General features: G+C 60.5%; 26 protein-coding genes and 5 pseudogenes. 11 read left to right on the forward strand and 20 right to left on the reverse strand.

Annotated features, from left to right (window positions below; translation table 11 throughout):
• Positions 1 to 59: 59 nt before the first annotated feature.
• On the reverse strand, positions 60 to 530 hold the full coding sequence (locus ACJJVH_RS18630; protein WP_412065688.1) for a ferritin-like domain-containing protein: 471 nt from the start codon (positions 528 to 530) through the stop codon (positions 60 to 62).
• Positions 531 to 990: 460 nt separating this feature from the next.
• Between ACJJVH_RS18630 and ACJJVH_RS18635 the strand changes: the two are divergent.
• Positions 991 to 1,236, forward strand: a pseudogene (locus ACJJVH_RS18635) (IS110 family transposase); the annotation flags it as partial.
• Between the two features lie 19 nt (positions 1,237 to 1,255).
• Positions 1,256 to 1,813: pseudogene (locus tag ACJJVH_RS18640) on the forward strand (integrase); the annotation flags it as partial.
• A 103-nt stretch (positions 1,814 to 1,916) separates the two neighbouring features.
• Here the strand turns inward: ACJJVH_RS18640 and ACJJVH_RS18645 are convergent.
• The 10 genes from ACJJVH_RS18645 to ACJJVH_RS18690 form a co-directional block, all read right to left on the reverse strand.
• Positions 1,917 to 2,642: an amino acid ABC transporter ATP-binding protein gene (locus tag ACJJVH_RS18645; protein ID WP_412065689.1), complete on the reverse strand. Its 726-nt coding sequence runs from the start codon at positions 2,640 to 2,642 to the stop codon at positions 1,917 to 1,919.
• Positions 2,620 to 3,279 (reverse strand): amino acid ABC transporter permease, encoded by a 660-nt coding sequence (locus ACJJVH_RS18650; protein WP_412065690.1) that lies wholly within the window; start codon positions 3,277 to 3,279, stop codon positions 2,620 to 2,622. The genes ACJJVH_RS18645 and ACJJVH_RS18650 overlap by 23 nt, the downstream gene beginning before the upstream one ends.
• Entirely contained in the window at positions 3,276 to 3,947 is a 672-nt protein-coding gene (locus tag ACJJVH_RS18655; RefSeq protein WP_412065691.1) for an amino acid ABC transporter permease, read from the reverse strand. The genes ACJJVH_RS18650 and ACJJVH_RS18655 overlap by 4 nt, the downstream gene beginning before the upstream one ends.
• Before the next feature lie 80 nt (positions 3,948 to 4,027).
• The gene (locus ACJJVH_RS18660; protein WP_412065692.1) at positions 4,028 to 4,813 is read right to left on the reverse strand and encodes a transporter substrate-binding domain-containing protein; all 786 of its coding nucleotides are present in this window, start codon (positions 4,811 to 4,813) and stop codon (positions 4,028 to 4,030) included.
• Between the two features lie 10 nt (positions 4,814 to 4,823).
• A complete protein-coding gene (locus ACJJVH_RS18665; protein WP_412065693.1) occupies positions 4,824 to 5,531 on the reverse strand; it encodes a GntR family transcriptional regulator in 708 nt (235 codons plus the stop codon).
• Positions 5,532 to 6,033: 502 nt separating this feature from the next.
• Positions 6,034 to 6,909 carry an IS110 family transposase gene (locus ACJJVH_RS18670; protein ID WP_412065694.1) on the reverse strand — a complete coding sequence of 292 codons (876 nt, stop codon included), beginning with the start codon at positions 6,907 to 6,909 and terminating at the stop codon, positions 6,034 to 6,036.
• Positions 6,910 to 6,964: 55 nt separating this feature from the next.
• Positions 6,965 to 7,108 (reverse strand): hypothetical protein, encoded by a 144-nt coding sequence (locus tag ACJJVH_RS18675; RefSeq protein ID WP_412065695.1) that lies wholly within the window; start codon positions 7,106 to 7,108, stop codon positions 6,965 to 6,967.
• A 121-nt stretch (positions 7,109 to 7,229) separates the two neighbouring features.
• Positions 7,230 to 7,601, reverse strand: coding sequence for a type II toxin-antitoxin system RelE/ParE family toxin (locus ACJJVH_RS18680; protein WP_112804197.1), 372 nt, complete (start codon positions 7,599 to 7,601; stop codon positions 7,230 to 7,232).
• A gap of 2 nt (positions 7,602 to 7,603) precedes the next feature.
• Positions 7,604 to 7,858, reverse strand: coding sequence for a CopG family transcriptional regulator (locus ACJJVH_RS18685; protein WP_112804196.1), 255 nt, complete (start codon positions 7,856 to 7,858; stop codon positions 7,604 to 7,606).
• A 370-nt stretch (positions 7,859 to 8,228) separates the two neighbouring features.
• Positions 8,229 to 9,062, reverse strand: coding sequence for an IS110 family transposase (locus ACJJVH_RS18690; RefSeq protein ID WP_412065696.1), 834 nt, complete (start codon positions 9,060 to 9,062; stop codon positions 8,229 to 8,231).
• A gap of 100 nt (positions 9,063 to 9,162) precedes the next feature.
• Between ACJJVH_RS18690 and ACJJVH_RS18695 the strand changes: the two are divergent.
• Positions 9,163 to 9,615 (forward strand): annotated as a pseudogene (locus ACJJVH_RS18695) (ATP-dependent DNA ligase); the annotation flags it as partial.
• Positions 9,616 to 9,628: 13 nt separating this feature from the next.
• Here ACJJVH_RS18695 and ACJJVH_RS18700 read toward each other — a convergent pair.
• Positions 9,629 to 9,832, reverse strand: coding sequence for a hypothetical protein (locus ACJJVH_RS18700; RefSeq protein ID WP_412065697.1), 204 nt, complete (start codon positions 9,830 to 9,832; stop codon positions 9,629 to 9,631).
• Positions 9,833 to 9,834: 2 nt separating this feature from the next.
• Positions 9,835 to 10,056 carry a hypothetical protein gene (locus ACJJVH_RS18705; RefSeq protein ID WP_412065698.1) on the reverse strand — a complete coding sequence of 74 codons (222 nt, stop codon included), beginning with the start codon at positions 10,054 to 10,056 and terminating at the stop codon, positions 9,835 to 9,837.
• A gap of 23 nt (positions 10,057 to 10,079) precedes the next feature.
• Here ACJJVH_RS18705 and ACJJVH_RS18710 point away from each other — a divergent pair.
• The 3 genes and pseudogenes from ACJJVH_RS18710 to ACJJVH_RS18720 all read left to right on the forward strand — a co-directional run bounded on the left by ACJJVH_RS18710 (position 10,080) and on the right by ACJJVH_RS18720 (position 11,208).
• Positions 10,080 to 10,552: pseudogene (locus tag ACJJVH_RS18710) on the forward strand (Hsp20 family protein).
• A 70-nt stretch (positions 10,553 to 10,622) separates the two neighbouring features.
• Positions 10,623 to 10,922 carry a DUF982 domain-containing protein gene (locus ACJJVH_RS18715; RefSeq protein WP_412065699.1) on the forward strand — a complete coding sequence of 100 codons (300 nt, stop codon included), beginning with the start codon at positions 10,623 to 10,625 and terminating at the stop codon, positions 10,920 to 10,922.
• A gap of 7 nt (positions 10,923 to 10,929) precedes the next feature.
• Positions 10,930 to 11,208: a hypothetical protein gene (locus ACJJVH_RS18720; RefSeq protein WP_412065700.1), complete on the forward strand. Its 279-nt coding sequence runs from the start codon at positions 10,930 to 10,932 to the stop codon at positions 11,206 to 11,208.
• A gap of 15 nt (positions 11,209 to 11,223) precedes the next feature.
• On the opposite strand, the gene ACJJVH_RS18725 is transcribed toward ACJJVH_RS18720, so the two are convergent.
• The 4 genes and pseudogenes from ACJJVH_RS18725 to ACJJVH_RS18740 form a co-directional block, all read right to left on the reverse strand.
• Positions 11,224 to 11,625 carry a DUF4112 domain-containing protein gene (locus ACJJVH_RS18725; RefSeq protein WP_412065701.1) on the reverse strand — a complete coding sequence of 134 codons (402 nt, stop codon included), beginning with the start codon at positions 11,623 to 11,625 and terminating at the stop codon, positions 11,224 to 11,226.
• A 2-nt stretch (positions 11,626 to 11,627) separates the two neighbouring features.
• Positions 11,628 to 11,987: pseudogene (locus ACJJVH_RS18730) on the reverse strand (ATP-dependent DNA ligase); the annotation flags it as partial.
• A complete protein-coding gene (locus ACJJVH_RS18735) occupies positions 11,980 to 12,123 on the reverse strand; it encodes a hypothetical protein (RefSeq protein WP_412066251.1) in 144 nt (47 codons plus the stop codon). The pseudogene ACJJVH_RS18730 and the gene ACJJVH_RS18735, both read right to left, overlap by 8 nt.
• 212 nt (positions 12,124 to 12,335) lie before the next feature.
• Complete coding sequence (locus ACJJVH_RS18740) at positions 12,336 to 13,448, reverse strand: NAD(P)/FAD-dependent oxidoreductase (protein WP_412065702.1); 1,113 nt, start codon at positions 13,446 to 13,448, stop codon at positions 12,336 to 12,338.
• 214 nt (positions 13,449 to 13,662) lie between these two features.
• On the opposite strand from ACJJVH_RS18740, the gene ACJJVH_RS18745 reads away from it, so the two are divergent.
• Genes ACJJVH_RS18745 through ACJJVH_RS18760 form a run of 4 tightly spaced genes read left to right on the forward strand, consistent with a single transcriptional unit; the run spans position 13,663 to position 19,426 of the window.
• Positions 13,663 to 15,747: a hydantoinase/oxoprolinase family protein gene (locus ACJJVH_RS18745; protein ID WP_412065703.1), complete on the forward strand. Its 2,085-nt coding sequence runs from the start codon at positions 13,663 to 13,665 to the stop codon at positions 15,745 to 15,747.
• Positions 15,748 to 15,753: 6 nt separating this feature from the next.
• A complete protein-coding gene (locus ACJJVH_RS18750) occupies positions 15,754 to 17,742 on the forward strand; it encodes a hydantoinase B/oxoprolinase family protein (protein ID WP_412065704.1) in 1,989 nt (662 codons plus the stop codon).
• Positions 17,739 to 18,062, forward strand: a complete 324-nt coding sequence (locus ACJJVH_RS18755; RefSeq protein ID WP_412065705.1) for a (2Fe-2S)-binding protein — start codon at positions 17,739 to 17,741, stop codon at positions 18,060 to 18,062. Before ACJJVH_RS18750 ends, ACJJVH_RS18755 begins: the two co-directional genes overlap by 4 nt.
• Positions 18,059 to 19,426 (forward strand): FAD-dependent oxidoreductase, encoded by a 1,368-nt coding sequence (locus tag ACJJVH_RS18760; RefSeq protein WP_412065706.1) that lies wholly within the window; start codon positions 18,059 to 18,061, stop codon positions 19,424 to 19,426. Before ACJJVH_RS18755 ends, ACJJVH_RS18760 begins: the two co-directional genes overlap by 4 nt.
• Positions 19,427 to 19,435: 9 nt before the next feature.
• On the opposite strand, the gene ACJJVH_RS18765 is transcribed toward ACJJVH_RS18760, so the two are convergent.
• On the reverse strand, positions 19,436 to 20,341 hold the full coding sequence (locus ACJJVH_RS18765) for a LysR family transcriptional regulator (protein WP_412065707.1): 906 nt from the start codon (positions 20,339 to 20,341) through the stop codon (positions 19,436 to 19,438).
• A 59-nt stretch (positions 20,342 to 20,400) separates the two neighbouring features.
• Positions 20,401 to 21,729, reverse strand: coding sequence for an NAD(P)/FAD-dependent oxidoreductase (locus ACJJVH_RS18770; RefSeq protein ID WP_412065708.1), 1,329 nt, complete (start codon positions 21,727 to 21,729; stop codon positions 20,401 to 20,403).
• Between the two features lie 261 nt (positions 21,730 to 21,990).
• On the opposite strand from ACJJVH_RS18770, the gene ACJJVH_RS18775 reads away from it, so the two are divergent.
• The gene (locus tag ACJJVH_RS18775; protein ID WP_105372329.1) at positions 21,991 to 22,467 is read left to right on the forward strand and encodes an Lrp/AsnC family transcriptional regulator; all 477 of its coding nucleotides are present in this window, start codon (positions 21,991 to 21,993) and stop codon (positions 22,465 to 22,467) included.
• Between the two features lie 45 nt (positions 22,468 to 22,512).
• Here ACJJVH_RS18775 and ACJJVH_RS18780 read toward each other — a convergent pair whose 3' ends face one another.
• Complete coding sequence (locus ACJJVH_RS18780; protein WP_412065709.1) at positions 22,513 to 24,168, reverse strand: ABC transporter ATP-binding protein; 1,656 nt, start codon at positions 24,166 to 24,168, stop codon at positions 22,513 to 22,515.

Consider the following 24,168-nt stretch of genomic DNA (forward strand, 5'->3'; position numbering starts at 1 on the left):
CGCTCTCGATCGGAGATCGATGGTCAGCCCTGCAGATAGAAGGGCTGACCGAGGGAAGATCATTTGTTGATCGAGGTAACCGCCAGGTTGGTGAGCTTGTTGTTAGCGGCCTTTTCCTGATCGAGGATCTCACTTAGAGCCACATGCGCTTCCTCGTTGCCGAGCACCTTCGCCCATTCCCTAAGCGAACCGTATCGGGCGATTTCATAATGCTCAACCGCTTGACATGCCGCCAGCATGCCGGCATCGAGAGCGACGCCCTTGCCTTCTTCCATCAAGCCTTCGGCTTCCTTCAACAGACCGTCGGTCGCGTCGCATTTGACGCCCTCGGGCTTGACGCCTATCGTCTTGAAGACCTTTTCCAGCGCTTTGATCTGGCCCTTGGTTTCCTCGAGATGATGGTCGACCGCCTTCTTCAGTTCGGCGTTCTTAACCGTCTTCGAAACTTTCGGCAGCGCCTTGGCGATGGCGTTTTCGGCATAGTAGACGTCTTTCAGCGTATGTTCGAATAGTTCTGCTAGCGTTTCCATAGATATATCCTCCGTTGGTGGCGCTAGAAAACGCACGAAAGGTATCATCGTTCCGGTTGAGGCGGCAAACGGCGAAGTCACGAAGTTTCTGTTGGGTCCTCTCAGTGAACATGATTGTCGCGGCTAGAGGAGGCGTACCGGCCTAGGATATCAATCAAGACGCTGCTCCGGCCCTTTGTAAGCGCTTAGGGAGAAGCACATGCGCTTTGAAGCGGATGCTCCTTGTAGATGTGAGCGCAAACGCGCTTCCTATTCAATCGCCGTCAACCCTGGCCGCCGATACTCAAATCGCTTGTGCGGCCGGCTTCTATGGATCTTACTGATATCACGCTTTACAATTTCGCCCGACACCGGTGAAGGGGACAGTCTGGTTCGCGGCAAGGTCGTACATCTCAAGGCGCACGCGTTGAGCCTGAAGCCTGACACAAGCAGAGACGAACTCAAAGTCGTTGGTCAGACCATCACGGAGAACGATGCGGTGTCCGGCCTGGACGGATTTTGGATTCATCGGGTGTTGCAGGCGGAGGGGGTCGAAAGCAATGTTGTCGATCTCGCCTCGGTTGCCACCTCAAGACGTCGGCGCCGTGCGAAGAGTGATAAAATAGATGGCGAAGCATTGGTTCGAGCATTACTGGCTTACAAGCGTGGTGAGCCGCGCGTCTGTGCAATCGTTCGGGTCCCAACGCCTGAGGCGGAGGATGTGCGCGGCGGCAAGTCAAATCCGTGCCACCATCGAGCGCCGGCTCTCGGCATCAGCTCGAACTATGCGCAACGAAGCATGCCGCTCGACCGCAAGGATCGCGCCATCGCCACCGTGCTCGCCGGCATTCGCAACACCAATGCGGCCATTCCCCGGCAGAAGGCGGCCGTGCTGTCCGAGCATTTGATTGCGATGTTGGAGACACTCGACCCCGCACAACGCGCGGGTTACGCGACCGCGTCATGCTGCTGATTGGCTTCGCCGGCGGCCTGCGCCGCTCGGAAATCGTCGGACTCGATTGCGGCCGCGACCAGAACGATAATGGCGGCGGCTGGGTTGAGATCCTCGACAATGGCCTGCTCGTCTTCCTGCACGGCAAGACCGGCTGGCACAAGATCGAGATTTGCCGTGGCTCCTCCGACGTCACCTGCCCCGTGGGCGCGGTCGAGACATGGATTAGGTTCGCCAAATTCGCGCACGCCCCCTGTTCCGCCGCGTCACCGGACAGGGAAAGGCCATTGGGTCGGAACGCCTGAACGACAAGGAAGTGGCACGGCTGGTAAAGGAAGCAGGTTGGTGCGCCAAGCAAGAGATATGTGAAAGCATGTACTATCCCCGCCACAATTTCCATTCCCGGCAGAGATGGTAAGGATTGACCTGTCACAGTGAAAGATTTCGGTGATTTTTCAATGAACGCCAAGGAACTGCCTTAGTTCCGGCGTCTGCGGATTGGCGAAGACCGCTTCCGGCGGACCGATCTCGTGCACCTTGCCCTGATGCATGAATACGACGCGTGAGCAGACGTCACGCGCGAACTTCATTTCATGCGTCACCATGAGCAGGGTCATACCCTCCGCCGCCAGCTCCCGGACGACCGCCAGAACCTCGGCTACGAGTTCGGGGTCGAGCGCCGAGGTGATCTCGTCGCAGAGCAGCGCGATCGGCTGCATGGCCAGCGCACGGGCGATGGCGACGCGCTGCTGCTGGCCGCCGGACAGTTCGTCCGGATAGGCGCCGAACTTGTGTGCGAGACCGACACGATCGAGCATCCTGCGGGCCATCGCCTCCGCTTCGGCTTTCGCCGTCTTCTTCACCACGGTCTGCGACACCATCACATTGCCGCCGACCGTCAGGTGCGGAAAAAGATTGAACTGCTGGAAGATCATGCCGACTTTCAGTCGCAACGCCTTGAGATGCAGGTCGTCATCCAGCAACTGTGCTCCGGCTACAGAGATGGAGCCGGAGGAAATGCTCTCCAGCCCATTGATGCAGCGAAGCAGCGTCGATTTGCCGGAACCGCTCTTACCGATGATGGCGATCACTTCGCCCGGCTCCACATCGAGGTTGACGCCCTTCAGCACCTCGTTCTCGCCATAGCTTTTGCGGACGTCAGTGATTTCTATGAGCGACATTGAGCTTCCTTTCGAGAATCTGGCTGCTCTTGGATAGGGGCCAGCAAAGCGCGAAATAGATAAGAGCGACGATGCCGTAGACAGTGAAGGGCTGGAACGTCGCATTCGTGACGACCGTTCCGGCCTTTGACAGCTCCACGAAACCGATGATCGAGGTCACCGCCGTACCCTTGATGATCTGCACGATGAAGCCGACCGTGGGCGGCACGGCGACACGCAGGGCTTGTGGCAGAATGATGTGGCGCATCTGCTGGAGACGCCCCATGCCGAGGCTGGCGGAAGCTTCCCACTGTCCCTTCGCGACCGATTCCACGCAGCCTCGCCAGATTTCGGCGAGGAACGCGCCCGTCCAAAGGATCAGCGTCAAGCCGGCGGCCAGCCAGGCCGGCACGTCGATGCCGAACAGGCCAAGCCCGAAGAAGGCCATGAAAAGCTGCATGAGCAGCGGCGTGCCTTGAAACAGCTCCACATAATATTTCACGAATGTCCTGAACGCCTTCTTCTTCGAGATGCGCATGAACAGCAGGGCGAGGCCGACGATCGCGCCGCCCGCAAAAGAGATGAGGGAAAGGACCACCGTCCAGCGTGCGGCAAGCAGGAGGTTTCTGACGATGTCCCAGGTTGTGAACTCGATCATCGGACGCCCCTCCTCGGGAAGATGGCGCCGCCGATCATCACAAGGATCTGGCGTAACGCGATGGCGAGCGCAAGATAGATGGCAGTCGAAACCATGTAGGCCTCGAACGCGCGGAAGGTCCGCGACTGGATGAAGTTGGCGGCAAAGGTGAGGTCTTCGGCGGCGATCTGGGAAACGACCGACGAGCCGAGCATGACGATGACGACCTGCGAGGAGAGCGCCGGCCATATGCGCTGAAGCGAAGGTACGAGGACCACATGGCGGAAGGTCTCGAAGCGCGTCATCGCAAGGCTTGCACCCGCCTCGAACTGACCTTTCGGCGTTGCCTGGATGCCGGCGCGTATGATCTCACAGCCATAGGCCCCGAGATTGACGATCGTGGCGATGTTCGCCGCCGTCAGCTCCGACAGTTGCAGGCCGATAGACGGCAGGCCGAAGAAGATGAAGAAAAGCTGGATGAGGAACGGCGTGTTGCGGATCAGTTCGACATAAGTCGCCACAACGGGATTCAGCCAAGCCGGACCGAGCGCGCGCGCCCAGGCGCAGACAATCCCGAGGGCGATACCCAAAACACCGCCGACAGCAATCAGTTCGAGGGTAATGAGAACCCCCTTCAGTATCTGCGGATAATACTCGAGCAGCCACCCGAATTCGAAATGATAGTTCACCGCGAAGTCTCCCCTTTTTGACCGGTCTTGTGTTTCGCCGCCCGATATCGTTCCCGTGCGGCGAAACGCGGCTTAAAGGATCAGAGGTCCGCCGGCAGGGCGGTCTTCAGCCACTTCTGAGCGATGGCGTTGAGCGTGCCGTCGGCCTTGGCGGCGGCGATGACACCGTCAACCTTCTCAAGAAGCGCCGGTTCGTTCTTGTTGAGACCGATATAGCAAGGCGAATTCGTGATGAGGAACTTCATCTCCGGCCGCTTGGGTGGATTGCGCTCGAGAATGGCGGCGGCAACCACGTTGCCCGTGGCGATGGCTTCGACCTGACCGGAAAGGAAGGCGGAAATCGTGCCGTTATTGTCCTCGTAACGCTTGATGGTAGCATCCGCCGGGGCGACCTTAGTCAGTTCCAGATCCTCTACGGCGCCGCGCGTGACGCCGATCGTCTTGCCCGACAGGTCCTCGACCTTGGCGATGGCGGTGTCGGCGGGAGCGAATACGCCGTTGAAGAAGGGCGCATAAGCCGTGGTGAAGTCGATCACCTTCTCGCGATCCGGGTTCTTACCAAGGCTGGAGATAACCAGATCGACTTTGTTGGTCTGGAGGTAGGGAATGCGGTTGGCGCTGGTGACCGGAACAAGCTCGACCTTAACGCCGAGCTTTTCACCGATCAAGTTCGCCATGTCGATGTCATAGCCCTGAGGTGCCATGTCGGCGCCAACGCTGCCGAACGGCGGGAAATCCTGCGGGACGGCGATGCGGATCGTGCCGCGCCCGATGATGTCGGAAAGCGCGTCCGCAAAGGATGGGACCGCGAAGCCAATGCTGGCGGCCAGCGTAGCTGCGGCTATGAGGAAACGTCTCGTCAGCACTCTGTTCTCCTTATGGATTTTTCAGTGATAGGGAAGGAATGGAAAGCGAAGTGCGCAGATCCGCCAACGGATCGGGGCGGCGCGTGAGATCGAGGCCGGTTTCCACCTCGTCAAGGTGCTGGATGGCGTATTCAGCGGCAGTGATGAAATCGCCGGCCTGCATCGCCGCGAAGATGCGGCAATGACCTTCGTGCGACTGGGCGGCATGGAAATCGGATTGATAGAGCATAGAGATCAGGATCGTGCGGGCCGTCAGGTCGCGCAGCGTCTCGACGACGATCTCGTTGCCGGCGATTTCGGCGATGCGGATGTGAAAATCGCCCATGAGGACCGTCAGCCGCTGGCGGTCGCCATCGGCCATGGCCAGCTTTTCCTGAGCCAGATGGTCGGTCAGGATCTTGCGGCCGGCTTCCGACAGACGACCCATATTGCGCAAAAGCCCGAACTCGAGAACTCGCCGCGCCGCATAGACCTTCATGGCTTCTTCGGCGGAGGGTTCGACGACGAACCAGCCTCGTCGCGGAAATACCGTGACGATGCCCCGCGTTTCCAGTCTCATCATCGCTTCACGAATGCGGGTGCGCGAAACGTCGAAAAGCGTGGCGAGTTGGCTCTCCCCCAGCCGCGTGCCGGGACGGATCCGCGCCGACAGGATACCGGAGACGATTGAGGCCTCGATTGTATTCTGAGCGTTCTCTTGTGTACTGCTGTCTTGCATACAAAGCTGGAAAGCAGCTTGCATGCCAAACTGAAATTATCAATAAAAACAGTAACGTGATTTGATGAACGGCCGATGGTGAACCCGAATTCGTCATGCCGTTGCGCACTATGGTCAAAATATAATCATTGAATGCGGTGTTGAGCCTTGAACGCCCATAAGTTTATAGGAGGCGATAGTTAAGAAGACCGGATTCGTCACGGCGCGCCCTGATAGAGAATTTTTTGGTTCGGGCTGTATCGATTTGAGTACAAACTTTCTTAGCCAGAGAAGAGTTGATTTTCAGTCAGCTTTGATGCTCCTGGCTTCTACGCAATTGCCACTCCTGCGCGGCCCGCGACAGACGTTTTCTCCGGACTCCCTAATGCGAGGCAGTTTCGTATGGGCGAAATGGCACCTTAAGACTTGTCCATCTACCTTTATTAAGTCCTCACGAATTTCGAGTTCAGAGAGCTGTGGCTCTCTCGTCCAAAAGAGACTAAAATCAGTCTGTCGCCATGCATCAATTACAGCCATTGTGCCGCACCTCAAACGCAGGCATTTCTCTGTGGAGAGGTTTATGATGCTTAGAAAAACGATCACTGCCGACATTGCAGAACTCAAAGTCGTTCGGTCTCCTGTAGTTGAAAATATCCTCAGCGATCTGTGCAAGTGTTGATTGCCGCGCCAACCGCAGTCCCCAGGCCTTTAACGCGCACCACCGCTTTGTCCTATGGAGCAGCACGCTGGCGGCCTCGAAGAGATAAGTTCGCAGCAGGCGATCTCCCCATCGCGACACTTGGCCGACAGTGTCCGTTTCACCCGATTGCTTGCGGCGTGGCGTCAGGCCTAGATAGGCTTCCACGGATGTTGCACTTCGAAAGCGCGTCGGGTCGTCGATGGTATGGCGGAAGGTCAGTGCCGTCACCACGCCGATGCCCGGCACGGTCATAAGCCGCTTGGTCGTGTCGTCTGCTCGAGCCATCTGTCGGACCTGGCGGTCCAAACCCGCAAGTTCTCGACAAACATGCCCGTGCACAGAAAGCAGCGGTAGCAAGACCGGCCAGAGCGCGTGGCCGTCCCCGGTCAATTCTGTGACACATCGCTGGAATTGTCCTGCGATGGCGCGAGAGAAGAGCAACCCGCATTCTTTCAACATCGATTGGATCTGATTTTCGATATCACGTCGCATCGTTACGAGCCGGGACCGCGCAACCAGCAGTGACCGAACCTGTTGACTGGCCTCGCTCTTCACCGCAACCTCGCGATACCATCCGATGCGAACCAGCTCGGCCAAGCCACGCGCGTCGTTCTCATCGCTTTTATTCATCCGGACCGACAACACAGCGTGGGCGTATCGCGCGTCGATGCAGACCACCGGCACGCCGATCCGCTTCAATTCATGCCAGAGCCAGCTCTACATAGCACCGGTCTCGAAGCCAACTCGTTCCGCATCAGGAGCCTTCTTCGCCAACAGCGCCGCCAAGGGCTCCGGGATCCGACTTCGCCCGGCCTTCAAAGATCAGTCGGCCGTTCTTGTCAACGACACAAACGGAAGTCTCCTTCTTTGAGACGTCCAATCCGACATACTGTTTCATCGCGATGTCCTCCTTGTGACTGGGACCAGTTTGCCACCACAGACGAAGCCGGGACAGGACGGCAGCAATTACGTCATCGTGTGGAATATTGACCCCTCTGTTGGAGTGCGCCGATTGACATTCAGGGTTTCGGGCGAGGACGGCCCATGAGTGCTTCATATTCCCGATCGGTCAATCGCTCGACCGTGAGCAACTGCGCAGGTATGTCCATCCGCTCGTGCAGGACGGCGGCAATAACGAAGGTTGTCTCGTCCACGACGATATAGGCGGCGTAATGGTGCTCGATCTTGTGGAGCCGGAACAGCGACGAACCGACGCGCTCGTCTTTCCTGTTGCGGACGCGCGCATAGACCTCGGGAATCTCCTCGAAGCCTTGCCGGAGTCGGCGGCCATAGGCTTTTGCCTGTTGCGGCGACCATTTCCGTGCCGTTTCCCGCACCGCCAGACGGTAGTTCTCCATCGCTGTCGGCAGGATCAGGATGCGAGGAGTCACTTTCACAGTTCTTTATCGAGTTCCGCGTCGATTTCATCCAGCGCGGAGAGGGGAAGTATGTCCCCGCGCCGGAATTCCTGCTCGGCCCGCAGCAGGGAGCGAACCGCATAGAGCCGGTCCTCTTCGCGCGCCATGTCCTCGCGGATCAGCGCGCGCACATATTCGCTCGGCGTCGTGTACTGGTTCTTCCCGTTCGCGCGCCTATCGACGAAGGCGCGCATTTCATCGGGCAAACTCACATGCAGACTGCTGGTCATGGCCGCGCCCTCCTGGTTGGTTCAATTGCCCCGAATTCTCATGGATCGAAGGCCCAATGTCAATATTTGACATTGGGCATGGCAGGCGGTGAGAGGGTTCATCGTCGTACGGAGGGCCGCCGGTATCCGTACACCGGCCAATTTCATCACATCCCGGAGCCGCCGTACGCCGACCCGGCGCAGTTGGTGGCGCGCCGTAGCGTTCCGGCCGGCTGCGCCGGCCTGGTCACTCATGCCGGTCGGGTCGCCGGTAGAGTAGGGATGAAGCGCCTTGCCCCGTTTCCGGCGCAGGTTTCTTCATCCCCCTCTCCGAACCGGACGTGCAAGTTTCCCTGCAGCCTCGACGCCCATCCGTCGAACTGCGCGGCGATCACCGCCAGCCCGGCGCGGCGGTCGCGAAAGTCGATCGATTCGAGCCAGGCTTCGGGCTGGCATTGCCAAGTTGTTTGTCTTTTGTCTCGTGTTGACGAGGCGGCGGCATTTCAAGCCACCATTTCCGCCGTGTAGTCAGCCCACAGGCAGAATGCGTCATCCCTTGCATGGTGATATGAGATGGCTGAGAGATTGTAGCGGCGGGGCCGATATCGCTTTGTTTCGCCTCCGCCGCGATACGACGATCGATCTGATCAATCTCTTCGTGCAACTGAGTGATCTGACTGAGATAGAGACGTCCCATGGTCCGTACCAACTCAGGTAGATCGTCCGACGCGATGAGCGTCGCGAGTCGCTCCGCGTTGCCTAACCCTTTGCCCACGATGATACCGTGCTCTGCCAGATGGCCTCGTAGGGCGTTCACCATTTGCGTTCTCTGACCGACGAGAAGATCGCGGGTCCGGAATAACATTGCACGAGCTTGCTGCTCAGACGTCTTTACAGCGACGGTCCGCATCGTCGGTCGCATTGCAGCCTCCGCTACAGCCTCGGCGTCAGCACCATCATTCTTTTGCCTTTTGACAAAGGCCTTCACGTAGACTGGGGGAATGAGCCGAACGTCATGCCCCATGCTTGCAAACTCTCGGCCCCAATAATGCGCCGTGCCACACGCCTCCATCGCAACAACACACGGCCGAAGTCCGGCCATAAATCTCGGAAATTGCGACCGCGAAAGTTTCTTACGAAACAAAACCCGGCCATCGGAAGTCGCGCCGTGTACTTGAAAAACCTGCTTTGCAAGGTCGACGCCGACGATACTAACTTCCTCCATAAATGCCTCCTCCTTTGTTGGTGACTTTACGCATCACCATCTTGGCACATGGCGATGCCGGTGGGAGGGGCATCCAACCCATCAGTGGAAATCAACAAACGCCCGCTCACTTGGCCTGGAAGGGATCATCGCAAAGCACTGTGACAGTCCCTATCGCTCCGGCCGAACCGGCGACTGGTTGAAGATCAAATGCGTGCAGAGCGAAAGCTTCATGATCGTCGGATACGAGCCGTCGGCCGCTGCCCGTGGCGGGATCGGCAGCCTGCTGCTCGCTGCCCGCCGCGGTCACGACTGGGTCTATGTTGGCGCCGTCGGGACCGGCTTCAAGGAGAAGGATGCGACCTATCTGAAGAATACGCTCGACAAGCTGAAGACCAGGACGCCGGCCGTACCGCTCAAGGGCAAGAACTACGTCTTCGCGCAGCCGACGCTGATCGCCGAGATCGAGTTTCGCAGCTGGACCGACGATGGCAATCTTCGGCACGCCTCCTACAAGGGCTTGCGTGAGATCCAGGACAATGCCGCGGTTTTGGAATTGGCCAACGAGTCCTGATCTGGCATCCCCTTCAGGGGTGCTCCGACGATCCCGCTTTCTCGTTATATGTTTTCGGCCCGTTCAGGTCCTCAGCAAGGCCAGCTGCCATGGCCGCATCGAGCTTGCCGAGGACGCAGCCACCAATAACCGCGACGCGGCCGGTTTTGCTATCGACAACACTGAACGTCCCGTTGTCTTCTTGCCTGATGACGTAAGCCGGTTCAGTGGAAATCATCGTCACCTCTTCGCATGGGAGGGATTATGAATGCCAGAATTTGCGGAGCCGACAGTTGTTCCGCTGCGGCGCAGCATAACATAAAACTGAAGAGAAAGAATCTGACAGATTTTTCTGCGAACCTCTTGAATCCAAAAATCCGAAAAACCAAATCGTTTGCCGTCAGCCGCTGAAACCAGGGCTGGCCTTGCTGGGAGCGTCGCTTTCGGCGCTTCCATACCCATGTTGCTTCAAGGAGGATATGGCTATGGCAACATCTTACGACTATGCACCGCTTTCCGTTCGACCGTCGGCTTCGACCGGGTTTTCAATCTTCTCGAAAACGCCCAGCGCGCCCGCTCGATCAGCGACTGGCCGCCCTATGACATCGTCAAGACCGGCGATGACAGCTACCGGATCTCGATCGCCGTAGCGGGCTTCGCGCAGGATGATCTCGACATCACCTTCCAGTCCAACCTTCTGACCGTCACCGGCAAGAAGCAGGAAGCCCCTTCCGAAGGCTACCTGCATCGCGGTATCGCCGGCCGGCCGTTCGAGCATCGGTTCGAACTCGCCGACCATGTCAGGGTGAACGGTGCTGATCTGAAGAACGGTCTCCTCTCGATCGATCTCATCCGTGAGATCCCGGAGGCCCTTAAGCCGAGGAAGATCGACATCCAGGCATCGAACCTGGAGCGGCCGGCGGCGACAGCGCAAATCGAAGCGCAGAAGGCTGCTTGATCAGAACTGAGGAGAAAAGGGCGCCGTGGTGACGGCGCCCGTCGACATTCGGGGCTGAAAGGAGAGTGTCATGAAACCCGATATGTTTAGAGAACCCGTGTGCATCCTCGTCGGCTTCGGCTTCCCGGCAAAGGTCCGCAGCGTCACGGACGCCTATCGGCACCTTTGTGAATGGCCGGCATCGCTCAGGGACACCGCGCATTCTATTGCGCTGAAGGCATGCGGTGCGGCGATGCGTGGCGAGATCGAAGCCGAAACCGCACGCGGCCTGTTTGCCGCCTTCGCCGATAGGAATGATCTGCTGGCGCCTGATACCGACATGATCGTCGCATCGCGGCGTAGCCGAGACAAAGATCCACACGTTCGGTGAGGTTGCGATGTTACACGATATGGTGCAGCAGACTGCCAGCGATGCGATGGCGATTGGCCCCTCGGTTTTGCTTCAGGGGGTTCAACTTGAACGGCCACGCGATGTCCTCAAAGCCCGAGCGTTGTCCGTCGATGACAAGCGCACGATCCTCGCTGCCTGGGCGTCCGACTTCTACGCCGTTGAATCGCAGCCGGCGCTGCGACTGCTCCCGGGAACGCCTGAGCCGGTCTCTATCGATGAGGTTCAGTCTGGGCTCAAGGAACTGGATCGGCGTTACGGTGCCTGATCGGCCGTAGAAACGTCAGGACCGCGAACGATCGAGGTCCGCATGATTGAGCCCAAAATGATCCAGCACGAGCTCGAGATTGCGGCGGTTCGACTTGAAATAGACGTCGAACAGGTCGCCGACCAGCGGCATGCTGCCTGCCACGGCATCGAAGCCAATATTGGCAAGCATCTTCAATAGCTTGTCGTTCGGCACGCCCATTTTTCGCGCTTCATTGACGATGTAGAGGCTGATGGCCGCGCCGGCGAAGTCGCCGACGCCCGGGACCAAGCCGATGATTGAATCTGCTCCGAACGAAAAGCGTGTTCCGGGAATGCGTAACGCCGTGTCCATGAGGCGCGCCAGCCCACGCATGCGGCGAAGGCGGATGATACGGTCAATGTCGCTGGGCTGGTTACAGGTTCGGTTGAACGCCATGCAGCCGCTTTCATCATTTTGCCCAGCCGCTTGATCACCTGTTCGAGCGATCGCTGGCCGTCGCAATAGTCCTGCCAGGCGTTTGTCTTGGCAAGCAGGGCCGGCACGGTGCGAATTGTGAAGCGCTTCGGATCAAGGTTCGTCTTCATCTGGCTCCAGGTGAGTAGCATCGATACGGTCGCCCCAAGTCGGGCGCGCAGCGACAGAGGCGCCACGGCCGTCGCCATCCGGTCATTGCGCAGGTAGTCCAGGAAAATAAGGCCGTTGCGCTGGCTCTTTGCCATCTTGATCAGATAAAGATCTGGATTGTCACGCGCCATCTGCAGACAGTCATCGTGGGCAAATCCTTTGGCCTCAGTCCAGACGCTGTGCAAGCAGCTTGCCGAGAAGCTGCGCGCCGAAAACGCGGACCTGTGCAAGCGCCTGGGCGCGAGCTGAGGGGCGGTTTGCTTCGGCAAAACCTTTGGCGCAAGCCTCGCTGACGGCAAAAGTTGGCACGGGAGCAAGCGGCAAAGGCTGTCGCCACTTTGACCAACCTCATTCAGCCAGGATCGAGCCTTCGCGCATGCCGCAAAGTCTTGTCAGTCAGCCGATTGCCATCCGCTTGGCTGCTGCGAATTTTGGCATTGGCGGTCAGGCAGACGGATTGGCAAGAATCTGATGCCGCGGGCCGAGCAGGATGACGGTATTTTCTGGCATTACGGAAAGACTCACGGCCGAGAGAAGCGTTCGACTGTGAAATCATCGATTGGCACAGCTGTGGCTCCAGTGGCGATCAACTCGGCCATAACGTCGCCGACACCGGGGCCAAGCTGGAACCCATGGCCGCAAAAACCAAAGGCGTGGAAAAGGCCTGACGTCGTTGCCGAAGCGCTCATGACCGGCAGTCCGTCCTCGATATACCCTTCGCAACCGGACCAGGTGCGGATGACGGAGACATTGGCCAGCGTCGGCAGGATAGGCAGGAGAGAACGCAACTGGCCGGGAAGGCGAGCAGGGTCCGCCTTGGCATGGCCGGTATCGAGCGCAACCTCGGTTCGTTCCGCCCCGCCGCCGAAGATGATATTGCCGCGCTCGACCTGGCGCAGGTAACCGCCGCCATGATCATGCGCCCAGACGCCGACGACGGGCAGAATGCGATGCGGCAGTGGTTCCGTTACGCCCATTTGTGGACCTCTGGCGTGGATCGGTACAGGTTCGCCGAACTGCGCCGAGATCGGCGCGCCCCAGGCGCCGGCGGTATTCAGCAGGTTGGCGGCGGTGTGAATGCCTGCGGAGGTTTCCACCTCGAAACCGTAGGCGCTCTTGCGGATCGCCTTGACTTCCACCTCTTCGATTATCTTGGCGCCGTTGCGGCTGGCCGCATCGGCAAAGGCCGGTGCGATCAGCCGCGGATTACCGCTGCCATCCTGCGGCGAAAAGGATGCGCCGATTGCGTCTGGCCCGAGGTGGGGAAAACGGGCATGCAGCTCCTTTCGCGTTAGTTCTTCAAGGTGGAGCCCCCAGGGCCGGGCGGCGGCGGAAAATGTCCGCATTTCCTCCAGTCCCTTTTCGGTGAATACCAGCCGGACATGGCCGGTCGCGCGGAATTCCACATCCCGCCCCAGCATTTCATGAGCCTTGTTCCAGATGTCCAAAGAGCGCCGGGCGAGCGGAAGCTGTGGCAGATAACGGCCGCTGCGGCGGATATTGCCGAAAGAGGCAACGGTTGCGCCACTGCCGACGCGGTTCCGTTCGATCAGCGTTACCTTCATGCCGCGCCGGGCAAGAAAATAGGCCGAGGCGCTTCCCATCAGGCCGCCACCCAGCACGATCACATCCATTGGGCTGCCTCCGTGATATCTGTCATGAGGCCTAACATTCAGGTCCGCGCCATGAGTGTCAAAGTCGAGGATTTCGACCGCCCATAAGTCCCACCTATGGACCGCTATAAACGAAGCATAAGCGCCACTTATGGGATCCAGTCGTTTCGCTCTTGGACCGGGTTTCTGCTTCCATGTCAACTTCATGACACAGAGCAGGAAGGGACTTTAACATATGGACAATGCGGCCTCGCGTGGCAAAACCGGCCAGGATCAGCAGGACTGGAAGATCGGCGTCGATATCGGCGGCACTTTTATCGATTTCTGCGCGCTCGAAACCCGTTCGGGTCGTGTCGCTTCGCTCAAGGTTCTGACGACGCCTGATGATCCGGGCGCCGAGCTGATGACCGGCCTGACGCTTCTGGCCGAACGCGAAGGGCTGCAACCCTCCGCCGTCAGCCGCTTCGTGCATGGCACGACGGTCGGCATCAACACAGTCATCCAGCGTCGCGGTGTCTCGCTGGCGCTGATGACGAATGCGGGTTTCGAGGACATGATCGAGCTGGCGCGTCTGAGAATGCCGGATGTCTATTCGCTGTTCTGCGCGCGGCCGGACCAGCTTATTGTCCGCGACATGATTTTTGGTATTCCGGCGCGTCTGAGGGCCGATGGCAGCGAAGCCCTGGCACCGGATCTGACTGTCGTCGCAACCGCGGTCGAAAAGGCGAAGGCGAACGGTGCTGCCGGCATCATCATCTCCTTCCTGCATTCCTGGCGCAATGATGCCCATGAGGCGGCGGTCAAGCAGGAGATCGCCCGGATCGCGCCCGATCTCTTCGTTTTCACCTCCTGCGAGGTCTGGCCCGTCATCCGCGAATACGAGCGCACGACAACCGCCATCCTCAATGGTTATGTCCATCCGCGTGTCTCCGGTTACCTGACGGCGCTCGAAGAAAAGCTTTTGTCTCGCGGCATCATCGCGCCGGCGCTGCTGACCAAGTCGAATGGCGGCGTTATGAATGCCGATGAAGGCAAGCGCTCCTGCGTGCAGATGCTGCTCTCGGGCACCGCGTCGGGCGTCATCGGCGCTGCTTGGCTCGCCCGCCGGGCCGGAGAGAAACATATTCTCACCCTCGATATCGGCGGCACTTCGGCCGATTTCGCGCTGATCATCGATGGCGAGCCGCAATTCGGCACGGGTGAACTGATCGGCGAATTCCCGCTGCATATTCCCTCGGTCTCGGTGAGCTCGATCGGCATTGGCGGCGGTTCGATTGCCAGCGTCGATGCGCAGGGCGTGCTGCGGGTCGGGCCGGAATCGGCGGGCTCCACGCCCGGACCGGCCTGTTACGGCCGTGGCGGAACATATGCCACCGTCACCGACGCCATGGCCGTCTGCGGCTGGCTCGGACATAGCCAGATGGCCTATGGACAGATGCAGATCGATGTGGCGCTCGCCCGCGCTGCCGTCACCAGGCTTGCCGACAAGATCGGCCGCACGGCGGAAGAGGCGGCCCAGGCCATTCTCGACATCGCCATTTCGGAAATGTTCGTCGAGGTCGAAAAACTCGCCTCGCGTGCCGGCGTCGATCTGCGCGAATTCACGCTGATGCCGTTTGGCGGTGGCGGCCCGATGCTCGGCGCCTTTCTCGCCCGCGAATTCAAGATGGCAAAGGTCATCGGTCCGCCGCGGCCGGGCGTCGTCTCTGCGCTGGGCGGTCTGGTCGCCGATCTGCGCGGCGATTTCATCCGTACCGTCTTCACCCACTTCTGCGACGAGGCTGTGCCGCAATTGCGCGCCGCACTGGACGAACTTGCCACCGAGAGCCGCAACTGGCTTTCCAAACAGGGACATGCGGGCGCGGCAACGCTGAACGTCTCCGCCGACATGCGTTACCTCGGCCAGAGCTTTGAAATCGAAGTGCCGATACAGGCGGCCTGGATCGGCGACGGAAAACTCGGCGCGATCGAGGAAGCCTTCCACGCCATGCATGCAAGGCTCTACGATTTCCACGATCTGGACGGGGCGATCGAGATCGTCAACCTGCGCCTCTCAGCGATCGGTGCCGGCCCGGCGCTGGAATTGCCGGCCGACGCCCGTGAGGGTGGCGGGAGCGTCGAACCGGAGCGCGAGATCCCGGTCTTTACCGGCATGGAATTCGAGTGGATCGGCCTCTATCCGCGTGAGCGCCTTCGCCCCGGCAACCGGTTTGCCGGCCCGGCCGTCGTCGCCCAAGAAGACACGACCTTTGCCATTCCCGGCGGCGCGTTTGTCGAAGTCGACAGCCACCTGAACCTGCATCTCGCCTTTTCGGAGTAACAGCCCATGTTCGATCCCTTGAACCTTCAGGTGTTCGCCAATCACACCCGCGCTGCTGCCGAAAACATGGCCTATACGCTGCAGCGCACCGCCCATTCCGCTTTCGTCAAGGAGACGGAGGATTTTACCGTAATGCTGGTCAACCGGAAGGGCGAGACCTTTGGCGTGCCGATGGGGCTTGGCGCCACCTGGTATCCGGGCCTCACCTATACCCGCGCGATCGAGATGATCGACGATTACAAGCCGGGCGACGTCGCCTTCACCAACGACCCCTATTCCTGCTTCGTCGCCACCCATGCGCCGGATACGCATTTGTGGAAGCCGGTGTTTTACGAGGGCGAGATCATCGCCTGGACGGGCGGCCATATCCACAATACCGACATGGGTGGTGCCGTGCCCGCCTCGCTGTCTCGGGCGCTGACGGAGATCCATCAGGAAGGCATTCGTTTCCCGCCGATGAAGCTGGTCAACGAAGGTGTTTTTGACGAGCAGATCCTGAAGATCATGACGACCAATGTCCGCAAGCCCGATCTCAATATCGGCGACATGAAGGCGCTGGTCGGCGCGCTCAATACCGGCGAGCGAAAGATCCTCGCCATGGTCGAAAAATTCGGCAAGAAGGCGTTTCTCGAAGGCACCGAAGTGCTGCTCGATCACGCAGAAGCACAGGCGCGCGACCTCTTGTGCTCCATGCCGGACGGAACTTGGGAATTCGTCGATTATGCCGACGAGGATTCCGTCGAGGCCAATCCCTGCCGGCTGAAACTGACGCTGACCATCCGCGGCGACGAGGCTTTGCTCGATTTTACCGGCTCGGATCCGCAGCTCGGTTCTTCGCTCAACGTGCCCTCGGGCGGCGATCCGCGCCACACCATGCTTCTGGTCGGCGTTTATTATGTCCTTTACACGCTGAACCCGAAAATCCTGTTGAATACCGGCCTGACCCGGCCCTTCACCTGCATCACGCCGAAAGGCAGCGTGCTGAACCCGATCGCGCCGGCTGCCGTTGGCATGCGGTCGCTCACCTGCGCACGACTGCGCTCGGTCATCTTCGGTGCCTTCAATCAGGCTGTGCCGGAAAAGCTGCCGGCAGCACCCGCGGGCAATAACTGCATCATCAACGTTATGACGACCGACGAACGTAATGGCCGCACCATTATCGCGGCGGTCAATCCCGTTGTCGGCGGCGGTGGCGGCATGCCTTATCGCGACGGCACGAATGGTTCGGGCGCCGATGCGGCCTATCTCAAGAACACGCCGATCGAGATCACCGAAACGGAAGTGCCGATCGAATTCGTCAAATACGGCCTCGCCAAGGACAGTGGTGGTGCCGGCCGCTGGCGCGGCGGGCTTGCCACCGAAATGGCTTTTCGCGTCTTTTCGCCCGGCAGCCGCATCACCGCCCGTAATCGCGACCGCAGTTTCTTCCGCCCCTGGGGCACGCTTGGCGGCCGGGCCGCTGGCCTGTCGGACATGGTGCTGAACCCCGGCCGCGACGATTTCAAGCGGCTCGGCAATATCGATACGGCGATCCTGCAGCCCGGCGATGTGCTGGAAATCCGTTCGGCCGGCGGCGGTGGCCGTGGCAACCCGATCGAGCGCGAGATCTGGCGTGTGGAGGAGGATGTCGCCCGCGGTTACGTCTCGGCAGAGGCTGCCGAGCGCGACTATGGTGTCGTCATCCGTGACGGTGTCGTGGATGAGGCGGAAACGGAAAAGGTCAGGGCCGCCCGCGCCCTGCCGAAAGCGCATTTCCATTACGGCCCGGAGCGGGATGGTTACGAGACACAATGGACGCCGGCAGCCTATGACCTGCTGACCGAACTTCTCGCCGGTCTTCCCATCCATTGGCGCTTCTTTACCAAGACGGAAATCTTTCGCCGCATGAAGGGCCGTATCGGAGCTGAAGGCGTGGCCGCAGCCTTCGCCGATGTTCGCGAGCGTTTTAAGGAAATGCCGGAACCTTCGCTGGCACGCAAGGAAGCCTCCGAATGACATCCAGCCCGCAGCCTGCCCGGCAAGCAGGGCGAATTGTGCGCCTTGCGGAAAAGGACAGGCCGCAGGTCTGGTTCAGGCTGGATGGCATCGATTGCCACGCATTAGCAGGCGATACTGTTTTGACCGCGGTGCTGGTCTCGGTGCCTGCCGTCAGGCAATCGGAATTCGGTCCGGAAAAGCGGGCAGGCTTCTGTCTGATGGGCGCCTGCCAGGATTGCTGGCTCTGGTATGAAGATGGCGGCCGGCTGCGTGCGTGTTCGACCCTGATTGCCGAGGGCATGCAATTGCGAACCGCTCCGCCGGTGGGATGGCAATGAGACCTCCCGGCGTAGAAAAAGTCGTGATCGTTGGCGCCGGCCCTGCCGGCATCCGTGCCGCCGAGCTGTTGGTCAAGGCCGGTCTCAAGCCTGTCGTCATCGACGAAGGCCTGAAAGGCGGTGGTCAGATCTACCGGCGCCCGCCGCAGGGTTTTACGCGATCGCCAAAACAGCTTTACGGATCCGAGGCCCACAAGGCGGTGGCGTTGCATGCGGTATTCGACCGGATGATTGCTGCCGGAAAGATCGACTACTACCCGCAAAGCGCCGTTCTGGCGACCGCCGGCACTCTGCTGCAGGCGCTGACGCCTGACGGTCGCAAGGATTTCACCTATGATCGACTTATCCTGGCGACCGGGGCGATGGACCGTCTGGCGCCGATCCCCGGCTGGCAGGCGCCCGGCGTCTACAGTCTCGGGGCGACACAGATTGCGCTGAAGGCACAGGGTGTCGCGCTGGGCGAAAAGATCGTTCTTGCCGGTTCCGGCCCGCTGCTGACGCTGGTGGCAACGCAATTGCTGAAGGCCGGCGCGGATATTACCGCCATTCTCGATACATCCTCGCTGCGTGATCAGATGGCCGGCCTGCCGGGCATGCTGGTTAGGCCTGGCCTTGTTCTGCGCGGCCTCTTGATGCGGGCAAAGCTCGGGCGGCTTTATCATGCCGGCGTAAAACTCGATCGTATCGCAAGCGATGAGCTTGGCCCCGTCGCCATGCATTGGCAGGACGCGCGGGGCAGGGCGCAGGTCACGGCATGCGATATGGTCGGGCTCGGCTGGCATTTGCGGGCGGAAACGCAGCTGGCGGGTCTGGCTGGTTGCATATTCGACTATGATCAGAGCTGGTCGCAATGGCTGCCGTGCACCGACCGGATGGGCAGGGCGGCGACAAGGCTTTACCTCGCCGGTGACGGCTTGCGGATTCTCGGAGCCGACGGAGCCGAAGTGGCCGGCCGTCTTGCCGCTAGCGCCTGCCTTGCCGATATGGGCCTGCCCGCACCGGATGCGGCGTCGGACCTGCGCCGGCTCGATCGCCTCGAGCGTTTTTCCCGTGGCATGGCGCGGGCCTTTCCCTGGCCGCGCGATATTGTGCGCACCGTTCCCGACGAGACCGTCGTCTGTCGCTGCGAAGGCGTGACGGCGGGGCAGTTGCGCGAGAGCGTTTCTTATGGCGGGGCGGAGGCGAACCGGGTCAAATCGCTGGCGCGCGTCGGCATGGGGCGTTGCCAGGGGCGTTTCTGCCAGATTGCCAGCGCTGAACTGATCGCCGACAAGGCCGGCATCGAGGTCTGTGATGCCGGACGGCTGCGCGAACAGGCGCCCGTCAAACCCTTGCCGATCGACGCCTGGGTGCGCGACGCATGATCTGAAGGCCTAGGCCTCCGTCTCGATCTCCTTCAGGACCGCTGCGCAGGCCTCGCGAAGATTGTCGCGCATGGCGAGATGGCTCCCCGTCAGCGGCCGGTCGCGGCTTGTCAGAAGCGCGATCGGCACGGAAATTCTTTGCTGCAACGGTCGCCGCACGAGGCCCGGAAACTGTTCCCAGGGCAGGAGCCCATCGACGACGGCGACGCCGAAACCGTCGCGCACGAAGGGCAGCGCGGTGATGGAAATGTCGATCTCGATCGCCGGATTAAAGATGTGCTTTTCGGCGGCGGCGGCAATTACCAACAGGCGGCCGGGCAGGGTGCCTGCGCGATAGGAGATCAGCATTTCGTTCTGCAGGTCGGCAAAGCCGATCCGCTCCAGTTCGGCAAGGCGGTGGTTCTCGGGAATGATGCAGACGAGTTCCGCATGTCCGAGCGTCTCGACATCGATCCCCGGCCGGGCCGCATTGTTCATGACGATGCCGAGCGGCGCATCGCCGTCTCGGATCATGTCGACGACATTGACGAGCGGCGCGATCAGCGAGCGCACGACGATATCGGGATGCGAGGCGCGGAATGCAAACAGGGCCTTCGGCACGATAGACATGGCCGGCGGTGCGGAGGCGGCGACCCGGATCAGCCCGGTTCGGCCGAAACGCATGTCGGTCGTGCGGCGGCGAAGGGCGCTCAGTTCGGAAAATATCCGTTCGCATTCCGGATAAAGCTCGTCCGCCTCGCGGGTCGGCACCAGCTTGCCGCGCACCCGGTTGAACAGCTTGAAGCCGAGCTGGTCCTCGGCATGCAGCAGTATTTGGCTCAGCGCCGGCTGCGATATGTTGAGCATGGCCGCTGCACCCGTCACCGTTCCGGTGCGCATCAGCATGCAAAAAATCTCGAGCTGGCGTGCCTGCATTTCTATTCCCTTGGCCTCTGTCGCGATCTCCCCGGCACTCTACCGCGCGGAACTGCGTTTCAGAAGTCGGCGACCTTGCCCCAGGAGGAGCTTTCGAAGCGTTTCGGATGATAGGGCGCGGGATCGACGATCGGTTCGGCCGCAGACGTGACGATATCGGCGATCAGGTGACCGGCGCCCGGCCCAATGCCGAAACCATGGCCGCTGAAACCGGCCGCGAGAATGAAGCCGGGCACATTTGCCACTTCGCCGATCGCTGGCACGCCATCGGGCGTGGAATCGATGTAGCCGGCCCAACGGGCGGTGATCTGGCGTGTGCCGATTGCTGGCAGAAGTTCGACGGCGCGCTGGTGCACCAGCCTGATCGTTCCCTCGTCGACGGCCGGATCGAGGATGCGCATCTGTTCCATCGGTGTCGGCCGGTCCAGCCGCCAGCGGGCGAGCGTTTCGTGACCGCAGTGGAACCCTTCGAGACCGCCCGGCGAGAGGCTGCGCCAGCGGCGCATGAACATCGGCAGGAACTGGCAGGCAAAACGGATGTTCTGGGGCGTCAGGTCCACCCGGCCGCGGCCGCTGATCGCCAGCGTATGGCCGCCATCGCCGCGGCGGGTCACCGAAACACGGGCGGTGTGAAGCGCGTCCGGCAGCTCGCCTTCGCCGGGGCCGACGGAGAGAATGGAGGAGCGGATCGAGGCCTGCGGGAAACGGATGCCGAGCTGGCGGCAGAAGGACGAGGCCCAGGCGCCGCCGGAGAGGACCGCAATCCTGGTTTTGATCGTGCCGTGTTCGGTGACGACCGCTGAAAGCCTGCCGCCTTCCATCTCGATGCCGCGTGCCGCGCAGTTCTGGATCACCGCGCCGCCGAGCTTGACGATCGCGCGCGCAACGGCCGGCGCCGCATTGGCCGGGTCCGCACTGCCATCCGTTGGCGAGAAGACGCCGCCCTTCCAGGTTCGGCCGGTCGCCTTGCCGCGGGCACTTGCCTCGGCACTGTCGAGCATATGGGTGGTGACGCCGACCGTGCGGGCGAAATCGCGCCAGCGCGCCCAGCCGTCCAGTTCTTCCTCGCTGTCGCTCAGGTAAAGCAGACCGCAGCGCCGAAAGCCCGTATCCTCGCTGCTTTCGGCCCGAAAACGATCCCAGAGATCGAGGCTTTTCGTCGCCATCGGCAGCTCGCGCGCGTCCCGGTTCTGCTGACGGCACCAGCCCCAGTTGCGGCTCGATTGTTCGGCACCGACCCGACCCTTTTCGATTAGTACCACTTTCAGGCCCCGTTTGGCCAGATAATAGGCCGCGAACACGCCGACGATACCGGCACCGATCACGACCGCATCGGTAGAGCGCGGCAATCCGCCATCGGTTTCCACGAGCGTGAGCGGTGCTGGCATGATGTTCAATCTCCTGGGGCGCAACCGGATCTATATATCAGCATAAGGGCGCGGTCGGCGCCGTGGTGACCGCACATGCCGGCCGGGCAGCACAAGATTCCGACAATGGCCATGTATCCAGCTTATTGTGCCGAGGACCTCTGCGCAGAATGAAATAGACAAGAGAAGCCAGAGTGTTAGAGTCAATCCTGAAAATTTGCGGCATAAAATGCTGCAAGTCGCCGAGTGTCTTGGGCCGGGTGTTTTGGAAGGTGCCAGCAGATGAAGCTCGATCGTATCGACATCAAGATTCTCTACGAGTTGCAGAAAAACGGCCGCATCACCAACGTCGAGCTGGCCGAACTGGTCAATCTATCCCCGAGCCCCTGTCTGATGCGCGTCAAGAAGCTGCAGCAGGAAGGATATATCGAAGGATATTCGGCGCAGATCAATATCGGCAAGCTTGGCCAGACGCTGACGGTTTTCACCGAGGTGACGCTGAAGAACCACCGGCAGATCGATTTTGCCCGGTTTCTCGCAGCCGTCGAACGGGTCGATCAGGTGATCGAATGCCACCTGGTTTCGGGCGGGTACGACTACATGCTGAAATTCGTCACGGCCGGCATCGGCGAATACCAGACGATCATGGAACGGCTGACCGATATGGATATCGGCATCGACAAATATTTCAGTTTCGTCGTTTTGAAATCGCCGATCGTCAAGGCGCATATGCCGTTGACCAGCCTGTTCTTGGTCTGACGGACAACACACTACCGCCGCTAAAGTGAGACGGCGTATGCCGCCTCAGCCCTGCACATAGGTTTTTACCAGTTCCGGGTCCCGTTCCAGCCGGTCGAGCCAGCTGGGATCGAGCTTCGGTACGGACGAGAACAGCAGTTTCGAATAGGGATGCTGCGGTACGTTCGAGATGGCCGGCGTGATTTCCTCGACCTTGCGGCCGTTATACATCACCACGATCTCGTCACAGATCGCTTCCACGACCGACAGATCGTGGCTGATGAAGATGTAGGAGAGCGCAAGCTCGCGCTGCATCTCTTTCAGGAGATCGATGACGGCGGCGGCCACGACGGTATCGAGTGCCGAGGTGATTTCGTCGCAGACGATCAGTTTCGGCTCAGCCGCAAGTGCGCGGGCAAAATTGACGCGCTGTTTCTGGCCGCCCGAAAGTTCGGCGGGCGTGCGGCTGCGCAGCGCCTTCGGCAGGCGCACCATGTCCAGCAGCTCGTCGACCCGCGCGTCGCGCGCCTTGACCTTCATGCCGTGATAGAATTTCAGCGGCCGCTCAAGAATTTCCTCGATCGACTTGGCCGGATTGAGCGAAGTGTCCGCATGTTGGAAAACGATCTGCAGCTCGCGCAGCTGTTCGCGGCTTCTCTGGCGTGCAGAGCGGGCAAGTTCGTGCCCGTCCAAGGTTAGATTGCCGGCAGAGGCCGGCAGGATGCCGGCGATAGCGCGCGCGAGCGTGGATTTTCCGCAGCCGGATTCACCAATGATGCCGAGGTTACGGCCGCGTTCCAGCACGAGGCTTGCTTCCTGCACCGCCTTGACGAGCGGCAAGCCGTCTGCTTGAACAGGGCCGTAACCGGCGATCAGACCGTTCACCTGCAGAAGTGGCCGGCTTTCCAGCGCCGCGGCCACGCTCTCGCCGCGCGGCTTCGGCTTGAAGGCTGACAGGAGTTCGCGGGTATAGGGATGTTTGGCGCTAGCCAGAAGCTCAGTCGTGGCGCCGACTTCTTGCACCTCGCCTTCGCGCAGGACGACGATGCGGTCGGCGATCTGGGCGACGACCGCGAGATCGTGGGAGACGTAGACGCCGGCAATGCCACTCTTTTTCATTACGGCTTTGAAGGCGCGCAGCACTTCGATCTGGGTCGTCACGTCGAGCGCCGTCGTCGGCTCGTCGAAGATCACGAGTTTCGGATTCGAGATCAGCGCCATGGCGGCGGCAAGCCGCTGCAGCTGGCCGCCGGAAACCTGGTGTGGATATCGGTTGCCAATACTGTCCGGATCGGGCAGCGACAGCGCCTTGAACAGCGAGACGGCCTTCTCCCTGGCTTCGACGGGCGACATCAGGTGATGGATGCGGGTGACCTCGATCACTTGCTCTATGATTTTCATGGCGGGGTCGAAGGCTGAGGCCGCGCTTTGCGGGATATAGGCGACCGTGTTGCCGCGAACGTCTGAACGCTCTCGTTCGGAGACGGCAGCCATGTCTCGTCCATCAACCTTAACCTGGCCGCCAGAGATGCTGCATCCCTCTCGCGCATAGCCCATAAGCGTCAGAGCTATGGTCGTCTTTCCTGAACCACTCTCGCCGATAAGCGCGACAATCTCGCCTTGAGCGATATTGAAACTAACATCCTTGATGATCTCGACGACACGACCGGAGTCTGTTTTTGCCTCCACATACAGGTTTCTGACTTCCACGAGCTGGGCCAT

This window comes from Rhizobium sp. SYY.PMSO, from assembly GCF_046840415.1.
In the GTDB taxonomy this organism is placed as follows: domain Bacteria; phylum Pseudomonadota; class Alphaproteobacteria; order Rhizobiales; family Rhizobiaceae; genus Rhizobium.